At 68.3% G+C, this 16,986-nt stretch carries 21 protein-coding genes; 6 read left to right on the top strand and 15 right to left on the bottom strand.

Going from position 1 to position 16,986, the window contains the following annotated elements; all coding sequences use genetic code 11:
• Window positions 1-67 precede the first annotated feature (67 nt).
• The 5 genes from BLU84_RS24630 to BLU84_RS24650 form a co-directional block, all read right to left on the bottom strand.
• Complete coding sequence (locus BLU84_RS24630) at window positions 68-595, bottom strand: F0F1 ATP synthase subunit delta (RefSeq protein ID WP_074873527.1); 528 nt, start codon at window positions 593-595, stop codon at window positions 68-70.
• 17 nt (window positions 596-612) lie between these two features.
• The gene (locus tag BLU84_RS24635; protein ID WP_074873529.1) at window positions 613-1,083 is read right to left on the bottom strand and encodes a F0F1 ATP synthase subunit B; all 471 of its coding nucleotides are present in this window, start codon (window positions 1,081-1,083) and stop codon (window positions 613-615) included.
• Between the two features lie 87 nt (window positions 1,084-1,170).
• On the bottom strand, window positions 1,171-1,452 hold the full coding sequence (atpE, locus tag BLU84_RS24640; protein WP_057946213.1) for a F0F1 ATP synthase subunit C: 282 nt from the start codon (window positions 1,450-1,452) through the stop codon (window positions 1,171-1,173).
• Between the two features lie 77 nt (window positions 1,453-1,529).
• On the bottom strand, window positions 1,530-2,360 hold the full coding sequence (gene atpB, locus BLU84_RS24645; protein WP_074873617.1) for a F0F1 ATP synthase subunit A: 831 nt from the start codon (window positions 2,358-2,360) through the stop codon (window positions 1,530-1,532).
• Between the two features lie 9 nt (window positions 2,361-2,369).
• The gene (locus tag BLU84_RS24650; protein ID WP_232518355.1) at window positions 2,370-2,738 is read right to left on the bottom strand and encodes a hypothetical protein; all 369 of its coding nucleotides are present in this window, start codon (window positions 2,736-2,738) and stop codon (window positions 2,370-2,372) included.
• A 331-nt stretch (window positions 2,739-3,069) separates the two neighbouring features.
• Here BLU84_RS24650 and BLU84_RS24655 point away from each other — a divergent pair, with 331 nt between their 5' ends.
• The gene (locus BLU84_RS24655; RefSeq protein WP_074873531.1) at window positions 3,070-3,288 is read left to right on the top strand and encodes a DUF2061 domain-containing protein; all 219 of its coding nucleotides are present in this window, start codon (window positions 3,070-3,072) and stop codon (window positions 3,286-3,288) included.
• A 308-nt stretch (window positions 3,289-3,596) separates the two neighbouring features.
• A complete protein-coding gene (locus BLU84_RS24660; protein ID WP_232518356.1) occupies window positions 3,597-4,403 on the top strand; it encodes a hypothetical protein in 807 nt (268 codons plus the stop codon).
• 42 nt (window positions 4,404-4,445) lie between these two features.
• Here BLU84_RS24660 and BLU84_RS24665 read toward each other — a convergent pair whose 3' ends face one another.
• From BLU84_RS24665 to BLU84_RS24685, 5 genes are all read right to left on the bottom strand, one after another.
• Window positions 4,446-4,865 (bottom strand): hypothetical protein, encoded by a 420-nt coding sequence (locus BLU84_RS24665; protein ID WP_074873533.1) that lies wholly within the window; start codon window positions 4,863-4,865, stop codon window positions 4,446-4,448.
• A 65-nt stretch (window positions 4,866-4,930) separates the two neighbouring features.
• Window positions 4,931-6,769 carry a dihydrolipoyl dehydrogenase gene (gene lpdA / locus BLU84_RS24670; RefSeq protein ID WP_074873535.1) on the bottom strand — a complete coding sequence of 613 codons (1,839 nt, stop codon included), beginning with the start codon at window positions 6,767-6,769 and terminating at the stop codon, window positions 4,931-4,933.
• A gap of 150 nt (window positions 6,770-6,919) precedes the next feature.
• Window positions 6,920-7,603 (bottom strand): hypothetical protein, encoded by a 684-nt coding sequence (locus BLU84_RS24675; protein WP_074873537.1) that lies wholly within the window; start codon window positions 7,601-7,603, stop codon window positions 6,920-6,922.
• A 96-nt stretch (window positions 7,604-7,699) separates the two neighbouring features.
• Entirely contained in the window at window positions 7,700-9,112 is a 1,413-nt protein-coding gene (locus BLU84_RS24680) for a dihydrolipoyllysine-residue acetyltransferase (protein ID WP_074873539.1), read from the bottom strand.
• Between the two features lie 195 nt (window positions 9,113-9,307).
• Entirely contained in the window at window positions 9,308-10,102 is a 795-nt protein-coding gene (locus tag BLU84_RS24685) for a DUF2884 family protein (protein WP_074873541.1), read from the bottom strand.
• Window positions 10,103-10,106: 4 nt separating this feature from the next.
• On the opposite strand from BLU84_RS24685, the gene BLU84_RS26855 reads away from it, so the two are divergent.
• Both BLU84_RS26855 and BLU84_RS24690 read left to right on the top strand, forming a co-directional pair.
• A complete protein-coding gene (locus BLU84_RS26855; RefSeq protein ID WP_139175236.1) occupies window positions 10,107-10,499 on the top strand; it encodes a hypothetical protein in 393 nt (130 codons plus the stop codon).
• 252 nt (window positions 10,500-10,751) lie between these two features.
• On the top strand, window positions 10,752-11,384 hold the full coding sequence (locus BLU84_RS24690) for an OmpW/AlkL family protein (RefSeq protein ID WP_074873543.1): 633 nt from the start codon (window positions 10,752-10,754) through the stop codon (window positions 11,382-11,384).
• Between the two features lie 223 nt (window positions 11,385-11,607).
• On the opposite strand, the gene BLU84_RS24695 is transcribed toward BLU84_RS24690, so the two are convergent.
• The 5 genes from BLU84_RS24695 to BLU84_RS24715 all read right to left on the bottom strand — a co-directional run bounded on the left by BLU84_RS24695 (window position 11,608) and on the right by BLU84_RS24715 (window position 15,691).
• Window positions 11,608-12,411, bottom strand: a complete 804-nt coding sequence (locus BLU84_RS24695) for a VOC family protein (RefSeq protein WP_074873545.1) — start codon at window positions 12,409-12,411, stop codon at window positions 11,608-11,610.
• Window positions 12,412-12,506: 95 nt separating this feature from the next.
• A complete protein-coding gene (locus BLU84_RS24700; protein ID WP_324610495.1) occupies window positions 12,507-13,391 on the bottom strand; it encodes a DMT family transporter in 885 nt (294 codons plus the stop codon).
• Window positions 13,388-13,561, bottom strand: a complete 174-nt coding sequence (locus tag BLU84_RS27395) for a hypothetical protein (protein WP_170849244.1) — start codon at window positions 13,559-13,561, stop codon at window positions 13,388-13,390. Before BLU84_RS27395 ends, BLU84_RS24700 begins: the two co-directional genes overlap by 4 nt.
• Before the next feature lie 64 nt (window positions 13,562-13,625).
• The gene (locus BLU84_RS24710) at window positions 13,626-14,189 is read right to left on the bottom strand and encodes a CcdC protein domain-containing protein (protein ID WP_074873549.1); all 564 of its coding nucleotides are present in this window, start codon (window positions 14,187-14,189) and stop codon (window positions 13,626-13,628) included.
• A gap of 446 nt (window positions 14,190-14,635) precedes the next feature.
• On the bottom strand, window positions 14,636-15,691 hold the full coding sequence (locus tag BLU84_RS24715; protein ID WP_074873551.1) for an NAD(P)-dependent alcohol dehydrogenase: 1,056 nt from the start codon (window positions 15,689-15,691) through the stop codon (window positions 14,636-14,638).
• A 220-nt stretch (window positions 15,692-15,911) separates the two neighbouring features.
• Between BLU84_RS24715 and BLU84_RS24720 the strand changes: the two genes are divergently transcribed.
• Window positions 15,912-16,394, top strand: coding sequence for a YajQ family cyclic di-GMP-binding protein (locus BLU84_RS24720; RefSeq protein WP_074873553.1), 483 nt, complete (start codon window positions 15,912-15,914; stop codon window positions 16,392-16,394).
• A 19-nt stretch (window positions 16,395-16,413) separates the two neighbouring features.
• On the top strand, window positions 16,414-16,971 hold the full coding sequence (locus tag BLU84_RS24725; protein WP_074873555.1) for a DUF1415 domain-containing protein: 558 nt from the start codon (window positions 16,414-16,416) through the stop codon (window positions 16,969-16,971).
• Window positions 16,972-16,986: the final 15 nt, after the last annotated feature.

Here is a 16,986-nt window from a genome sequence, read left to right on the forward strand (position 1 = left end):
TCGGAACTCGGGAGTCGGAAGCGCGGCGCTTCGACGATTCCCTATTGCCGATTCCCCGTTCCCGGCTTTAACCGGCCAGCGCCGTCTGCAGGCGCGCCAGCTTGCCCTTGAGCGAGCCGTCGATCACCACTTCGCCGGCGTCGATCACCGCGCCGCCGATCAGCGAGGCGTCGACGGCCGTTTCGATCTCGACCTGGCGGCCGAAGCGCTTGACCAGCGCGGCCTTGATCGATTCGAGTTCGGCCGCCGGCAGATCGCTGGCGGAGGTGACCTTGGCCTTGACCACACGGTCGGCCTCGGCGCGCAGTTCCTCGAACAGGCCGGCGATTTCCGGCAACAGGGCGAGGCGGCGGTTGTCCGCGAGCAGGGTCAGGAACCGCTGCACGGACTCGTCCGCGCCGTCGATCGCGACCAGGGCGACCGCGTCGTTGGCGGTCAGGCGCGGATGGCCGAGCACCGACTGCACCTGCGGATCGGCGGCGACGCGCGCCGAGAAGGCGAGCGCTTGCGACCAGTCGGCGGTGCGGCCGGTTTCGCGCGCCAGCGCGAACGCGGCGCGGGCATACGGTCGGGCGAGGGTGAGGTTCTGGCTCATCGCGTGGGGCGTTCCGGTCAGATTTCCGCGGCCAGCTCGTCGAGCAGCGCCTTGTGGGCGTTGGCGTCGATTTCGCGCTTGAGCAGCTTCTCGGCGCCGGTCACGGCCAGCGCGGACACCTGCTTGCGCAGATCCTCGCGGGCACGGTCGGCGGCGGCGGCGATTTCGGCGTCGGCCAGCGCCTTCAGGCGCGTACCTTCGACCATCGCATCGGTCTTGGCCTGGTCGACGATCTGGTTGGCGCGCGAATGCGCCTGCTCGACGACTTCGTTGGCCTTGACGCGCGCTTCGCGCACGATTTCGTCCGCCTGCGCACGCGCCTGCTGGACGAGCACCTCAGCGCCTTCGGCATTCGCCAGACCCTGGGCAATCTTTTGTTGCCGTTCTTCGATCGCCTTGTTCAGGGGCGGCCAAATGAACTTCATCGTGAACCAGATGAGGATCGCGAACGTGATCATCTGGCCGAAGAAGGTCATGTTGATATTCATGACAGCTCCGATGGGACGCTGCGGGCGCTAGGGCCCGGGAGAGCCGCCCGCTCGCGCGGACGGCTCAGACTGCTCGCTGAGCGAGGATCAGCCGGCGGCGCCGGCAGCCTGCAGGGCGCCCAGCAGCGGGTTGCCGAAGGCGAACAGCAAGCCGACGGCCAGCGCGATGATGAACGCCGCGTCGATCAGGCCGGCCAGCAGGAACATACGGCCCTGCAGCATCGGCACCAGTTCCGGCTGACGGGCGGCCGACTCAAGGAACTTCGAGCCCATCAGCGCGATGCCGAGGCAAGCGCCGATCGCGCCGAGGCCGACCATGATGCCGATCGCGATAGCGGTCAGGCCCTGCACATTGGCGATGAATTCCATGGTTTTCTCCTACTGAAACGTTGGTTTGGCTAAAGGAAAGGGTGAAACGCGCAAAGAACTAAAAGGTGGAACCCGGGTCAATGACTCTCGTACGCGCCTGCGATGTAGACGACGGTGAGGATCATGAAGATGAAGGCCTGCAGCAGCACGATGAGGATGTGGAACAGCGCCCAGGCGACGTTGAAGATCACGCCGGGCAGGAACATCAGCAGGCTGCCGCCGAGCAGGCCGGCGATGAGCATGAACACCAGCTCGCCGCCGTACATGTTGCCGAACAGTCGCATCGCCAGGCTGACCGGCTTGACCAGGTACTCGATGACGTTGAGACCCAGGTTGGCAGGAGCGAGCGCGATCTTGGCGCCGGTGCCGTGAGCATGGAAGGGCGCTGTCAGCAGCTCCTTGCCGAAGCCCAGGCCGCCCTTGGCCTTGACCGAGTGATAGAGGATCAGGAAGAACACCGTGGTCGACAGCGCCAGCGTCGTGTTCAGGTCCGCGGTCGGAACCCAGCGGAAGTAGGTGTGGTGCGCCACTTCGGCGCCGGCGGTGGTCTTGACCACCCAGCCCGGCAGATCGAGCGGCAACAGGTCCATGCCGTTCATCAGCACGACCCAGACGAAGATCGTCAGCGCCAGCGGCGTCAGCGAGCTGCGATCGCCGTGGAAGCTGTCCTTCACCTGGTTGTCGATGAACTCCAGGATCAGTTCGACGAACGCCTGACCCTTCGACGGCACGCCGGAAGTGGCCTTGCGCGCGAAGAATCCGAACCAAGTAATGAAGATCAGACCCAGGATCAGAGAAACGACCCAAGTGTCGATGTGAAAAGCACCGCCGCCCAGCGAGATGGTGTTCTGCTGGAGGTGATGCTGGATGTATTCGTTCAGGCCGCCCGAACCGGTCTGTTCACTCACGAAAGACACCTATCGTTTCAAAAGATTGGCCAGTGCGAACGCCAGCGTTGCCGCCGACAGACTCACCAGCATTGGCAGGGGAGGCAGACGCCACACGGCCATTCCCAGGCCGAGCACCGTCAATACCGCCACCCATTTGAATATGACTCCGAGCAACAACCGCCCGATCGCCGACCCGGCCGGTTGCACGCCGCCCCCCAACGCCATCCTGGCGGCCGCAAGGTTGCCGGCCACCGCTGCGCCTCCTCCCACCGCGGCAGCCAACGCGGACGGCGCACCGAGGGAGTAGAAGGCCAGCGCGGTCAGCGCCGTCGCGCCGGCTTGCCAAGCAATCGCGCGCGACGCCAGCCGGCGGCCTGCGGACAAAGGATCGTGCACGCGGGTCTCGTCGGTCTGGGGTTGGCGCAAAGCGCCCGGTAGAGCCGCAAAAGTATAGAACGTAGGCGACTTTGCGGCAACCGGCGGCAGTCACGGCCGTCACAGCCCTGCCATAGGCGGCGTGTTGGGCGGCGATGGCGGCGGCGGTCTGTGCGTTCACGCCGCCGACTATGCGGCCAAGCGCTACAGCGTTGAATTACCTGGGAGGTAAGCCGCGGCGCGCGCCGGGGCCGAAAGATAGGCCGGAACTATGAAAGCGGTCGCATCTGTCGATTTGCTTTTATCTGTAATCGGCGTATTTTGAGAATCATTCTCATTTGAGGCCTGCGCCATGAGCAAGACCCTCAGCTTCGCCGGCGTCCACTTCACCGTCGCCTTCCTGGTCGGCTATCTGATGACCGGCAGCATCTGGGTCGGCGGCGCGCTGGCCCTGGTCGAGCCGGCCTGCAATACCGTGGCCTTCCACCTGCACGAGAAGGTCTGGAAGCGCATCGAGCAGCGCCGCGCTGCCGCAGCCGCCGCGAACGGCGACGGCCATTTGGCGACTTGATCGAAATCTTTGACGAACTGCGGAACCTTTGCGCGCCGCACCGGTCAGTATCAACGAACGCCCGCCGCCACTCTCTCCTCGTCAATGGCAAAGCAGCGGCGGGCACCCCGAAGCCCCGGCACCACCCGCCGGGGCTTCGCCTTTTTTGCAGCGGGCAGCTATCGACGACGCGCGTCACAGTTCTTCGGACAGGACTTTGCGCGTTCGGGCATCGCGGTTTTTTTCACGGTCACTCCACCTGAACGACGGCATCCATGTACGCACCAGTACACGAATGTGCTGACTTCCCCCGTATACGGAGTGACCTTGTGACCAACCGATTCCTGCCGTTGACGCTGGCGCTGTTCGCCGCCGGCGCCGCGTACGCCCTGCCCGCGCACGCCGAAGACGACCGTTTCACCATTCGCCTGGGCGCCATGTCGGTCGACACCAGCGGCGAATTCACCGCCGGCACCACCTTCCGCGGCAATCCCTACGAGTTCAGCCAGGACTACGATTTCGGCAGCAAGGAAACCGTGCCGCGCCTGGAAGGCCAGTTCAAGTTCGGCGACCGTCACCGCCTGCTGTTCAACTACTGGGGCTACGACAAGAGCAAGACCGCGCGCCTGTCGCAGGACGTGTCGTTCGACGACACCACCATCCCCGCCGGCAGCTTCGCCCGCGCCAAGACCAAGTTCGAACTGGCCAGCGCGATGTACGACTACGCGGTGGTGGAAACCGACACGGTCAGCTGGGGCCTGCAGATCGGCGTGGAGTACGCCAAGATCGAAGGCAAGCTGCGCGCCCAGGCCGGCACCGCCGAATACAACAACGGCCGCAGCGAGGACGGCTACGCGCCGGTCGTCGGCAGCCGCCTGACCTTGTCGCCGAACGAGCACTGGCGCTTCGTCGTGCAAGGCCAGTACCTCGACGCCGGCTGGGGCGACTTCGGCGACTACAAGGGCGACATCAGCCGCGCCAACGCGCTGGCCGAGTACCGCTTCACCGAAAACGTCGGCGTGTTCGTCGGCTACGACTGGTTCAAGATCAACGCCAAGCGCAGCCGCAACAACGTCGACGTCGGCCTGGACCAGCGCTTCAAGGGCCCGATGGCGGGCGTGACGTTCTCGTTCTGATCCGATGTCCGGGCGCGCGCCGCATCGCTGCGGCGCGCGCAACTAACGGCCGCGGATCGGCAGCCCCAGGCGCATGCTCGCCATGCGCAAACACACCTGGGGGTCCAGCAGCGGGTTCCAATCCGACAGATAGGACACGCCTTTGAGCCGGGATGCGAGGCTCCAGGCCAGGTTCTCGTCCAGCGCCGGCTCTCGCTCGAGGCAAAAATACAGCCGAGCGACGCAGTCCAAGGCATCGCCTCCCGGCGGAATGCGCACCTCGCCCGGATCTTGCGCCCAGAACGCCACGGCCATGGCCTGACGCCAGAAGCGGCGCAAGCCGTCGTCGGCCAGTATCGTCATGGCCTCGGCCAACGGCGTGGGCCAACCGATGCGTTCGACCAGCGCCTCCACGGCCTCACACAGCTCGTACCCGTCGGGGTCGGCCAGTTCCGCTTCCAGCAGCGGCAGCAATACGTGCATGGCGCTCGTTCCAGGGCGATGCGCAGCGCGTCCCTCCTGAGGGGGCTCGCGCTGCGCCGGCCGGATCAGCTCTTCTTCTTCGGGATGTACAGATCGGTGATGGTGCCGTCGAACACTTCGGCGGCCATGCCGACCGACTCGCTCAGGGTCGGGTGCGGGTGGATCGTATGGCCGATGTCGGCGACTTCGCAACCCATCTCGATCGCCAGCGCCACTTCGGAAATCAAGTCGCCGGCGTGCACGCCGACGATGCCGCCGCCGACGATGCGGTGGGTGGCTTCGTCGAAGATCAGCTTGGTGAAGCCTTCGGTGCGGCCGATACCAATGGCGCGGCCGCTGGCCGCCCACGGGAACTTGCCGACGCCGACCTTGAGGCCCTTGGCCTTGGCTTCGGTCTCGGTGACGCCGACCCAGGCGATTTCCGGGTCGGTGTAGGCCACCGACGGAATCACCCGCGCGACCCACTCCTTCTTCTCGCCCGCGGCCACTTCGGCGGCGAGCTTGCCTTCGTGGGTGGCCTTGTGGGCGAGCATCGGGTTACCGACCAGGTCGCCGATGGCGAAGATGTGCGCGACGTTGGTGCGCATCTGCCGGTCGACCGGGATGAAGCCGCGCTCGCTCACCTGCACGCCGGCCTGGTCGGCGCCGATCTTGGCGCCGTTGGGCGCGCGGCCCACCGCGACCAGCACGCGGTCGTACACGCCCGATTCCAGCGCCGGCGTCTTGCCGGCCTCGGCGCTTTCGAAGGAGACCTTGATCCCGTCCTTGAGCGCTTGCGTGGCCGCGGCCTTGGTCTTGAGATGCACGGCCACGCCCTGCTTCTTCAAGCGGTCGGCCAGCGGCTTGACCAGGTCCGGATCGGCGCCCGGCATCAGTTGGTCCAGGAATTCGACCACGGTGACTTCGCTGCCCAGCGCGCGGTACACGGTGGCCATTTCCAGGCCGATGATGCCGCCGCCGACGACGAGCAACTTCTTCGGCACGTCGGCCAGTTCCAGCGCGTCGGTGGAGTCCATCACCCGCTTGTCGTCCCACGGGAAGTTGCCGAGCTTCACCGCCTGCGAACCGGCAGCGATGATGCATTGCTCGAAGCGGATCAGCTGAGTGCCGTTCTCGCCCTTCACTTCCAGCTCGTTCGGCGACACGAAGCTGCCGGTGCCGACCACGGTGCGCACCTTGCGCTGCTTGGCCATGCCGGCCAGGCCCTTGGTCAGCTGGCCGACGACTTTTTCCTTGTACTTGCGCAGCGCGTCGAGGTCGATCGTCGGCTTGGCGAAGCTGACGCCGTAGTCGCTGGCGTGCTCGGCCTCGTCGATGACCGCGGCGGCGTGCAGCAGCGCCTTGGACGGGATGCAGCCGACGTTGAGGCAGACGCCGCCGAGGCTGGCGTAGCGCTCGACCAGCACGGTGTCCAGGCCGAGGTCGGCGGCGCGGAACGCGGCGGTGTAGCCGCCGGGGCCGGAGCCGAGCACGAGCATGCGGCATTCGACGTCGGCCTTGCGGCCGCTCGCGGCGGCGGCGGTCGGCGCGGGCGCCGACGATGCTGCGGATTCGCTCCTTCCCCCGCTTGCGGGGGAAGGCTGGGATGGGGGCGCGCTGGCCGCCGCGCCCTCACCCGCAGGCGGGAGAGGTGCTTTGGCGTCGCTCGCGCCGGCAGCAGCGCCCTCGGCTTCGAGGATCGCGATCACCGCGCCCTGCGAGACCTTGTCGCCGACCTTGACGCTGATCGACTTGACCACGCCGTCGGCCGAGGACGGCACTTCCATCGTCGCCTTGTCCGATTCGAGCGTGACCAGGCCCTGGTCCTTCTTGACCGTGTCGCCGACCGCGACCAGCAACTCGATGACCGGTACGTCGTCGTAGTCGCCGATGTCGGGAACCTTCACTTCGATGCTGTTGGCCATGACGCGGCAATCCTCTTGAAAAGCTTCGCTGGCGCGCGCGTGGGGCGCGCGCGGTGGGGCGCACGGCCGGGCCATGCGTGGCGACCGCCGCGGCGGTCGCCGGAAAAACGCCGGTGCGCGCGGGCGTCGTCGCCGCGCGCGCCGGCTCGGTTACGGTGCGGGCGCGGCCTGCAGCTGGCGTTCGAGTTCGTCCAGCGATTCGCCCAGCGCGCGCCAGCGGCGCTCGCGCTTGCCGGCGCTTTCGTTGGCCGCCTCGGTCAGCAGCGAGGCCTGCTCCATCAAAGTTTCGCCGACGCCGCAGCCGGGCCGCGCGCCGCTCACGCGCAGGCCGTCGACCACGAACAGCAGCTGTTCGCTGTCGCGGAACTCGGCCGCCTTGTCGGCCGGCACGGCTTGTTCGAGCGCGCGCTTCCAGCCGGCGACCAGGCGCTGGGCCAGCGCGGCCGGGATCGGCGCTTCCTCGTTGTCCACTTCCTGGTCGACGCGCAGTTCCAGCGCGCCGCCGCCGCGCGAGCGGCTCCAGCTCTGCACGCGCTCGTTGGGCACGGCGTGGCGCAGAGTCCAGTCGGCGTCGGCGGCGGCGCCGGGAATCAGCAGCAGGCCGCTCTCGGTGCCGCGGGTCGGCAGCAGGGTCAGGCTCAGGCGCGGTTCGGCCTTCGCCGCGAGCAGTTGTTCCACGGCCGAACCGTGGTTCTCCGTCGCCGGCGGCCAGCCGCGGCCGAGCGGCAGCGTGCAGCCGTCGGCGGCCTGCGCCAGCGGCGCGGCCAGCAGGGCGGCCAGGCCGAGCCGGGCCAGACGGTGGGAGACACAAACGCGACGCGGGTGACGGCTCATCGAAAAGAAGGTTCCTGGTGGCGGACGGCGAAGCGAACCGGGCGGCAGCCGCGCAGCGGCGCGCCGGACGGCCGCGCGCGGCGGCCGCCCCGGCCGTTACAGCAGCGAGCGGCGCATATCGGCGAGCAACTGCGCCAGATACGCGGTGAAGCGCGCCGCCGCGGCGCCGTCGATGACGCGGTGGTCGTAGGACAGCGACAGCGGCAGGATCAGGCGCGGCGCGAACTGCTTGCCGTCCCACACCGGCTTGGTCGCCGACTTGGACACGCCCAGGATCGCCACTTCCGGCGCGTTGACGATCGGCGTGAACGCGGTGCCGCCGATGCCGCCGAGCGAGCTGATCGAGAAGCAGCCGCCGCTCATGTCGGCCGGGCCGAGCTTGCCGTCGCGCGCCTTGGCCGCCAGCTCGCCGGTTTCGCGCGCGATCTGCAGCACGCCCTTCTTGTCGACGTCGCGCACCACCGGCACGACCAGGCCGTTCGGGGTGTCGGCGGCGAAGCCGATGTGGAAGTACTTCTTGAGGGTCAGGTTCTCGCCGCTGGCGTCGAGCGAGGCGTTGAAATTCGGGAACTTCTGCAGCGCGTTGACCGAGGCCTTCATCAGGAACGCGAGCATGGTCAGCTTGATGCCGGCCTTTTCGTTTTCCTTGTTGAGCGCCACGCGCAGCGCTTCCAGGTCGGTGATGTCGGCATCGTCGTGCTGGGTGACGTGCGGGATCATCGCCCAGTTGCGCGCCAGGTTGGCGCCGGAGAGCTTCTGGATGCGGGTCAGCGGCTTGGTCTCGACCTCGCCGAACTTGCTGAAGTCGACCTTCGGCCACGGCAGCAGGTTGAGGCCGCCGCCGAGCGACGGCGCGGCGCCGGCCGCGGCCGGTGCGGCGACGCTGCCCTGCATGACGCCCTTGACGAAGGACTGCACGTCTTCCTTGCTGATCCGGCCGCCGCGCGCGCTGCCGCTGACCCGGGTCAGGTCGACGCCGAGCTCGCGCGCGAACAGGCGCACCGCCGGGCTGGCGTAGGGCACCTTGTCGGGCATCAGTTCTTCGGCGGTGAAGGCCACCGGCGGGGTGCGCGGCGGCAGCGCTTCGGGGTCGGTGCCGGCGGTGGCGCCGGGCAGCGCGGCCGGGGCCTGCGCTTCGGGCTTGGGCGCCTCGGCCTTCGGCGCGGGGGCGGGTTCGCTCTTGGCGGGGGCCGGGGCTTCGGCCTTGGCGGGGGCGGCGGGTTTGGCGGCGTCTTGGGCCGGCGCCGGCGCCTGCTTTTCTTCCCCTTCGGTGGGTTCGATCAATGCCACCACACTGCCCTCGGCCAGCTCATCGCCGATCTTGACCTTGAGTTCGCGCACGATCCCGGCGAACGGCGCCGGCACTTCCATCGTGGCCTTGTCCGACTCCAGCGTGACCAGGCCCTGGTCCTGGGTCACCGTGTCGCCGACCGCGACCAACAGTTCGATGACGGGCACGCCGTCGTAGTCGCCGATGTCGGGGACGCGAGCTTCCTTCAGATCAGCCATGTTCGTGGGGCTCCGCAAATGCGCGAAAACCCTATTGTGGCGTGTGCGGGCGATGGCGCCAACCGCAGCGCGGCCGGTGCAGTACTAAAGGCCTAAGCGGCACAGCCCTTGCGCCGCCAGGGTTTGCGTACGCCCCAGTACTGAGCGTGGCGTCCACGGCGCGGCGGCTGGTCGAAGATCCGCGCCGGGCGCGGCTCAGCGCTTGCCGTCGCGCGGCGCGGCGTCTTCGGGCTTGAACTCGACCCGGACCAGATCCAGCGCGCGCCCGTCGAAACGGTAGGACAGTGCGTTCTCCAGCGCGTCGAGGTCGAGCATGCGCCGGCACAGCCGGTCGCTGCGGCGCCCCAGCGCGTCGGCGCGCGGCTGCACCGCGGCTTCGATCTGGGCGTCGAGGTTGTCCAACTGCTGGAAGCGCTGGGCGTCGCCGCTGAGCGCGGCGCTGACCGCGCCGCCGACCAGGTCGCCGATCACCAGCGGCACCGCCTCGCCGACCGCCTTGCCGATGCCGTCGCCGAGCAGCTTGCCGCTGAAGCGGGTCGGGCCGATCGCGTCGCGCAGGCTGGCGTCGAGCTGCTTGCGCGCTTGCGCGACCTTGGCCTGGGTGCGGTCGGGATGGTTGCCGAGCTTGGCCGCGACCTCGCCCAGCGCGATCAAAGCGATGTCGGCGGCCTCGCGGGCGATGGCCTGGGTCTCGGGCATGGCCGCGCGCGCGCCGCGTTCGAACTCGGCCAGGCGGCGCGAGTCGTCGGCGCTGAGCGCGACCCAGCGATCGTCGACGAATAGCCGGCCCTGGCGCATCACCAGCGCCTTGGGCTCGCCGTCCTGGCGGGTCAGGATCAGGCTGCGTTCGTTGAGGGTGAGCTGATAGGGGCTGTCGATCTCGCACCGCCCATCGACCTTGACATCGGCGAAGGCGGCGCCGCAGGCGAGCATCGCGGCGGCCGCGGCGGCGAGGCGGTACGGCAGGCGGAAGGGCGGGCGAGACGGCATCGTCGTGTCCTGGACGGTGGAATGGCCCCAGCTTGCGGCCGGCGCCGTCGGCGCGGCGCGTGCCTTTGGGCGGCATGACCTTCGTCATGGCGGTTGGCCGTGCCGATCCTGGCGCCTGGCGATTGCTTACGCGTTGCAAGCAATGCGTCGTCGCGCATGCATCGCCACGCGCATACACGCGGCGAACGCGCGCGAAACCGGGTTTCGGCGACGCGCCGAACAGGCAGGAAAACGCGGCATTTCCGATCCGTTCAAACAATCCTCGCGCGTTCGCGGCATCGCACGCGCGCCGCCGCGTGCGTTCGCGCTGCGCGCGATCGAGCCCGCGCGGGCGATGTTCATGCGCCGTCCATCTGCGACGAAACCCGTTTATTCAAGCGGTTTTCTTGCGCCATAAGGGTTTCAGCGCGAACTCGAGCAACGTTCGCGCAGACTCGAACGTCGGCGCGATAGCGACGTTATTGCGCGCTACCTGCTCGTTCATTTCATTCATTTTTGCCTTGAAAACAGGCCTCTAACACGGTTGTCGCGTGAAAAGTTCCTTCACGCGCATTCGCGCGGCAAGTTCGGTTCATGCATGCGTTGCTAACTTGCGTCCCGCCTCCCCCAAGGCAGTACGCAAGACCACAACAACACAGGAGTCCACTCCATGATCCGCTTCCGTCATTTGACCCTTGCCATGCTCGGCGCCCTGGCCTTCGCCCCGGCCGCCTTCGCTCAGGATGCCTCCACCGACAGCGCCAGCGGCAAGCGCTTCGCCATCGTCGGCGGCTACGCCCTGACCCAGCCGACCAAGAATCCGCAGATCGCCGGCACCCGCACCAATCTGGACGGCGACGGCGCTCCGACCCTCAGCGCCAGCTACTTCTTCAACGACAACTTCGCCGTCGAGTTGTGGGGTTCGGCCGACAAGTTCGGCCACCGCATCAACTCCAGCACCGGCAAGCTCGGCAGCGTCGACTCGCAGCCGGTCGCGCTGAGCGGCCAGTACCACTTCCGCAGCGCCGACAGCATCGTGCGTCCGTTCGTGGGCCTGGGCTACTACCAGGCCAACTACACCGGCGAGAAGCTCGAGAACGGCCAGCGCCTGGGCGTGGACAACGCCAAGGGCGGCATCGCCACCGCCGGCGTGGATCTCAACATCAACCCGACCTGGTTCGCCCGCGCCGACGTGCGCTACATGCAGGGCAGCAAGTCGGACGTGAAGCTCAACGGCCTGAAGGTCGGCGAGGCCGAGCTCAACCCGGTCACCGTCGGCGTCGGCATCGGCGCGCGCTTCTGATCGCGCCGCGCAGCGAGCAGTACGTAGTACGCAGTAGCAAGTAGTAGTAGCTGGTAGCAGTACGCAACAGGCAATACCGCAGTGACAACCGCTGTAGTGATCGACGGCGGTCGCAACACGCAACACCGTGGTAACGATGTTTCCGCAGTACGCAGTCTGAGCACTACCGCAAGCGCAGTACCGGACGGGCTCCCTCGGGGGCCCGTCTTTTTTTGCGCGGCGCTCAGGCCGGCGGGTCGCCGAAGAACTGGATGACGTAGAACGCCGCGCCGCGCGGGTCGGCCAGGCGGGCGATGCGCACGTCGCTGTTGGCCTCGAACGGCGCCGACTCGAGCCGGCCGCCCAGCTCCAGCGCGCGCTGCACGCAGGCCTCCACGTCCGACACCTGCAGGTAGATCGACCAGTGCGGCGCGAGGTCGCGCCATTCCGGCCGCATCTGCAGCAGGCCGCCGAGCATGCGCTGGCCGTCGGCGAACACGCGGTAGCCGTGCGGCGCGACCGGATGCCCGCGCAGGCGCCAGCCGAACAACTGCTGGTAATAGCGTTCGGCGCGGTCGATGTCGCGGGTGGCCAGCTCCGCCCAGCACACCGCGTTGTCCACGCCCAGCGCGTCGGCGCCGGGATGGGCGCGCTGCTGCGCCAGCGAGAACACCACCCCTTCCGGATCGGCGCACACCGCCATGCGCACGTGTTCCATCAGCTCGAACGGCGAGGCGATCATGCGCCCGCCCAGGGCGACCGCGCGCGACGCCGTCTTGTCGCAATCGTCGGTGCGGAAGTACACGCCCCAGTGCGGCGCGCCGATCCCATCGGCACCGGCGCCGCCCGGACCGGGCACCAGGGAATAGGTGCCGGCCACGTCGCGGCCGTCGAGCTGGAAGATGGTGTAGAGGCTGCCGTCGGGCATCGGCGTGCGCTCCAGGGTCCAGCCGAACAGCGCGGGGTAGAACGCCTCGATCGTCGGCTGGTCGTCCGTGGCCAACTCGAACCAGCACGGCGCGCCGGGTGCGTGGACGACTGCGGTCATGGCTGGCTCCCCCTACTACTGCGAACTACGTCACGACATTAACCCCGGGAGCGGCGGGCGTCATGGCGCGCTGCGGCGAGAAATCGCCGCCGCCGCTAAGGATGTTCAGCTTCGAGGTGAACGCGTTCGCGGCGCAGCAGGTACAGGCCGCTGGCGACGATGATCGCCGCGCCGGCCCAGGTCACCGAGTCGGGCAGCACGCCCCACAGGCTCAGGTCGAGCAGCACGCCCCAGATCAACGCGGTGTACTCCAGCGGCGCGATCAGCGAGGCCTCGCCGAGGCGGAAGGCCTCGGTGACCGCGTACTGGCCGAGCGAGCCGGCCACGCCCAGGCCGAGGATCAGCCACAGATGCTCGCCGCGCACCGGCACCCAGCCGGACCAGGCCAGCGCGCCGGCGCCGACGGTGATCAGCGTCATCAGCCAGACCATCATCGCCTGGGTCGTGTCGGTGCGCGCGAGCACGCGCACGGTGATCGCGGTGGCCGCGTAGCCCAGCGCCGCGCCGGCCACCGCCAGCGCGGCCAGACTGAGCATGCCCTCGCCGGTCGGCCGCAGCAGCACCAGTACGCCGATCAGGCCGATGCCGATGGCGACCCAGCGCCGCGGCCCGACCCGTTCGCCCAGCAGCGGGCCGGACAGCGCGGTGATCAGCAGCGGCGCGATGAAGAACACCGAGTAGGCGGTCGACAGCGGCAGCCGGTTCACGCCATAGACGAAGGACGCCATCATCCCCACGCCGAGCGCGCCGCGCAGCAGGTGCAGCGGCCAGCGCACGCGCAGCAGGCTGCGGCCGCCGCCGCTGAGCAAGGCCCAGGTCAGCACGAACGGCAGCGACGAGGCGCCGCGCAGGGTCGCCACCTGGAACGGCGGGTAGTGTTCGGACAGCAGCTTCAGCAGCGCATCCATCAGCGAGAACATCAGCACCGCCGCGAGCATGGTGAAGATCGCGCGGCGCGCGTGCGGGTGGGCGGCGGTCATGGGGCGGTGGCGCGTAGGGTCGACTCGAAACGGCGGGCCGCGCAGAGGATCGCTGCGATGCGGTCGGTGCTGGTGCGCTCGGCTTCGGTGCGGCCGGTTTCGGGATGAGCCGAGCCGATACGCGTGGCTTCGATGCGGGCGACGGCGATACTGTGCAACGACGGGATCATGGCGGCGAGAACGTGGCGGTCCGGCATCATGACCCGACGGGCGCGGCGCGTCATCCGGCTGCTGTCAGCGGATGTCACCAGTGAGCGGCGCGCGTTCGCGCAGGCGGTGGTGGCGGCGCAGGCGCCGGCGCACGCCGAGGGTGTAGATCAGGTAATAGCCCAGCAGCAATCCGCCGACTGCGAACAGCCCGCCCTGGCGCGGCAGCCAGCTGTCCGGCGCGTCCGCGCCCCAGGCGTGCAGCCCTTGCCACAGGCCGTAGCACAGGCGCGCGGCGATCAGCGCGGTCAGGCCCAGCGCGATCCAGCGGTTGGGGGTGTAGTACAGGCCTTTGGCCTCGTCCTCGAACCGGGTCAAGGCCAGGCCGAACGCGCCCAGCGCGAGACCCGCGAGCAGGCCGGCGCCGGCGTACAGCGGCGCGTCGGCGATCCAGTGGCCCGACACCCAGGCGCCGGCGAAGAACAGCAACAGCGAGAGCAGCGACAGCGTCGCGCCCAGACTCACCGCCCAGCCCAGCGCGCGGCGGCGCGCTTTGCCGTAGCGGTAGCGCTGGATCAGGCCGATCGGGATCAGCAGGACCCAGAGCAAGGCCAGGGCCAGCAGGGCTAACGGGATCAGGAGCAGCGGCATGGGGGCAGTCTACGGCGGGTGCGGGGACTGCGCTGCGGTTGAGGTCGGGTGTCAGGGCTTGGGGATATGCCTGGGTGAAGCCCTGGATGTTCGGCTTCGCCGAAGTAAAGCAGAGCCCGCTTTCGCGGGAATGACGGAGGGTCGGTTACGCGGCGTCTCTTCAAGATCGTCATCCCCGCGAAGGCGGGGATCCAGAGACTTCAGAGTCATGCTTCGGTGAAGCCCTGGATGCCCGCCTTCGCGGGCATGACGATAGGTAGGTTCCGCGACTCATCTCCAACCGTCATCCCCGCGAAGGCGGGGATCCAGAGACTTCAGAGTCATGCTTCGGTGAAGCCCTGGATGCCCGCTTTCGCGGGCATGACGTTAGGTGGGTTTCGCGGCTCCTCTCCCAACCGTCATCCCTGCGAACGCGGGGATCCAGAAACTTCAACGCGCCGCCGCGATCAAACCGCCTTGTCGAGGCTGGCGATGTCGATCACGAAGCGATAGCGCACATCGCCCTTCAGCATCCGCTCGTACGCCTCGTTGATCGACTCGATGCCGATCAGTTCGATGTCCGAAGCCACGCCGTGCTGCGCGCAGAAGTCGAGCATCTCCTGGGTCTCGCGAATGCCGCCGATCAGCGAGCCGCCGAGCTTGCGCCGCTGCATGATCAGCGCCCCGGCCGCGACCGGCGCGGGCTTTTCCGGCACGCCGAGCAGAACCATGGTGCCGTCGACCTTGAGCAGGCTCAGGTAGGCGTTGTAGTCGTGCTCGCCCGAAACCGTGTCGATGACGAAGTCGAAGCTGCGCGCCAGGCGCTTGAAGGTGTCCTTGTCGCGGGTCGCGGCGAAGGCGTGCGCGCCCAGTTCCAGCGAGGCTTCGCGCTTGGATTCGGAGGTGCTCAGCACGGTCACCCGCGCGCCCATCGCCACCGCCAGCTTGACCGCCATGTGGCCCAGGCCGCCCAGGCCGACCACCGCCAGCTCGTCGCCGGCCTTGACGCCGTAATGGCGCAGCGGCGAATAGGTGGTGATGCCGGCGCACAGCAGCGGCGCGGCGCGGTCGAGCGGGATCGACTCGGGGATGCGCAGCACGTAGGCCTGATCGACGGTGATGCGGGTCGAGTAGCCGCCGTAGGTCGGCGCGCCGTTGCCGCGTTCCTTGGCGTTGTAGGTACCGGTCATGCCCTGGTCGCAGTACTGCTCCTCGCCGGCCTTGCACTGCGCGCACTCGCGGCAGGAGTCGACGAAGCAGCCCACGCCGACGGCGTCGCCGGCCTTGAAGGTCTGGACGTTGGCGCCGACCTTGGCGACCCGGCCGACGATTTCGTGGCCCGGCACCATCGGGAAGATCGAGCCGCCCCATTCGTCGCGGGCCTGGTGGATGTCGGAATGGCAGACGCCGCAATAGAGGATGTCGATCAGCACGTCGTCCGGGCCGGGCTCGCGCCGGTCGATCGAGAACGGGGCCAGGGGCGAATGCGCGTTCTGCGCGGCGTAAGCAGCGGTCTTGAGCATGGGGAGTTCCAGGTGGCGTGGACGGGACGCGGCGAGGGCCGTGGGCTCCCCGGTCGTGGTCGGGGGCGGCGGTCGCCGGGGCGTTCATTCTAGGCACGCCGCGTTGCGCCGGCGTCAATCCGGCCGGCCCCGCAGCGCTGCGCCGCTGCAACGCTGCGTTGCGTATCGCCGCCGCGCTTGCGCTACCCTGTGCGGCGTTTCCCCCAAGTGCGAGCGCGCCATGCCTTCCTTCGACGTGATTTCCGAAGTCGACACCCACGAACTCACCAACGCGGTCGACCAGGCCAACCGCGAGCTGTCCACCCGCTTCGACTTCAAGGGCGTGGACGCCAAGTTCGTGCTCGACGACAAGCAGATCAGCCAGTCGGCGCCGAGCGAATTCCAGCTCGAACAGATGACCCAGATCCTGCGCCAGCGTTTGGCCGCGCGCCAGATCGACTCGCGCTGCCTGGAGTTCGGCGACATCGAGACCAACCTGGCCGGCGCGCGGCAGAAGATCACCGTGCAGCAGGGCATCGAGCAGAAGCTGGCGAAGAAGATCGCCGCGGCGATCAAGGACGCCAAGCTCAAGGTCGAAACCCAGATCAACGGCGACAAGCTGCGGGTCACCGGCAAGAAGCGCGACGACCTGCAGGCCGCCATCGCCCTGCTGCGCGCGGGCGACTTCGAGCGCCCGCTGCAGTACGACAACTTCCGCGACTGACAGCGCAGGAGCCGCCGGCGTGAACGAGCACGGACCCGACCCCGTCGCCGAAACCGTGCGCTGGCTCGAGCGCGCGGTGATCGGGCTCAACCTGTGCCCGTTCGCCAAGGCGGTGCTGGCCAAGCGCCAGATCCGCTTCGTGCTGAGCCATGCGCGCACGCCGGAACAACTGCTGGAAGAACTGTCGTCGGAGCTGGTGCTGCTGGAGCAGACCCCGGCCGAACAGATCGACACCACCTTGCTGATCCATCCGCAGGTGCTGACCGATTTCCTCGACTTCAACGACTTCCTCGACCTCGCCGACGAAGCGGTGGCGCTGCTGGACCTGGAAGGCGAGATCCAGATCGCCAGCTTCCATCCGGATTACCAGTTCGCCGGCACCGCCTTCGACGACATCGGCAATTGCACCAACCGCTCGCCCTACCCCACCTTGCACCTGCTGCGCGAAAGCAGCGTGGAGCGCGCGGTGGCGGCGTTTCCGGATCCCGACGCGATCGTCGAGCGCAATCTGGCGACGCTGGAAACGCTCGGCGCGGAAGGTTGGCGCAAGCTGTCGGCCTGGAATTTCAGCGACTGAGCGCGATCGCCGCGG

Origin of the sequence: Lysobacter enzymogenes (genome assembly GCF_900106525.1) — a bacterium.
Taxonomy (GTDB): domain Bacteria; phylum Pseudomonadota; class Gammaproteobacteria; order Xanthomonadales; family Xanthomonadaceae; genus Lysobacter; species Lysobacter enzymogenes.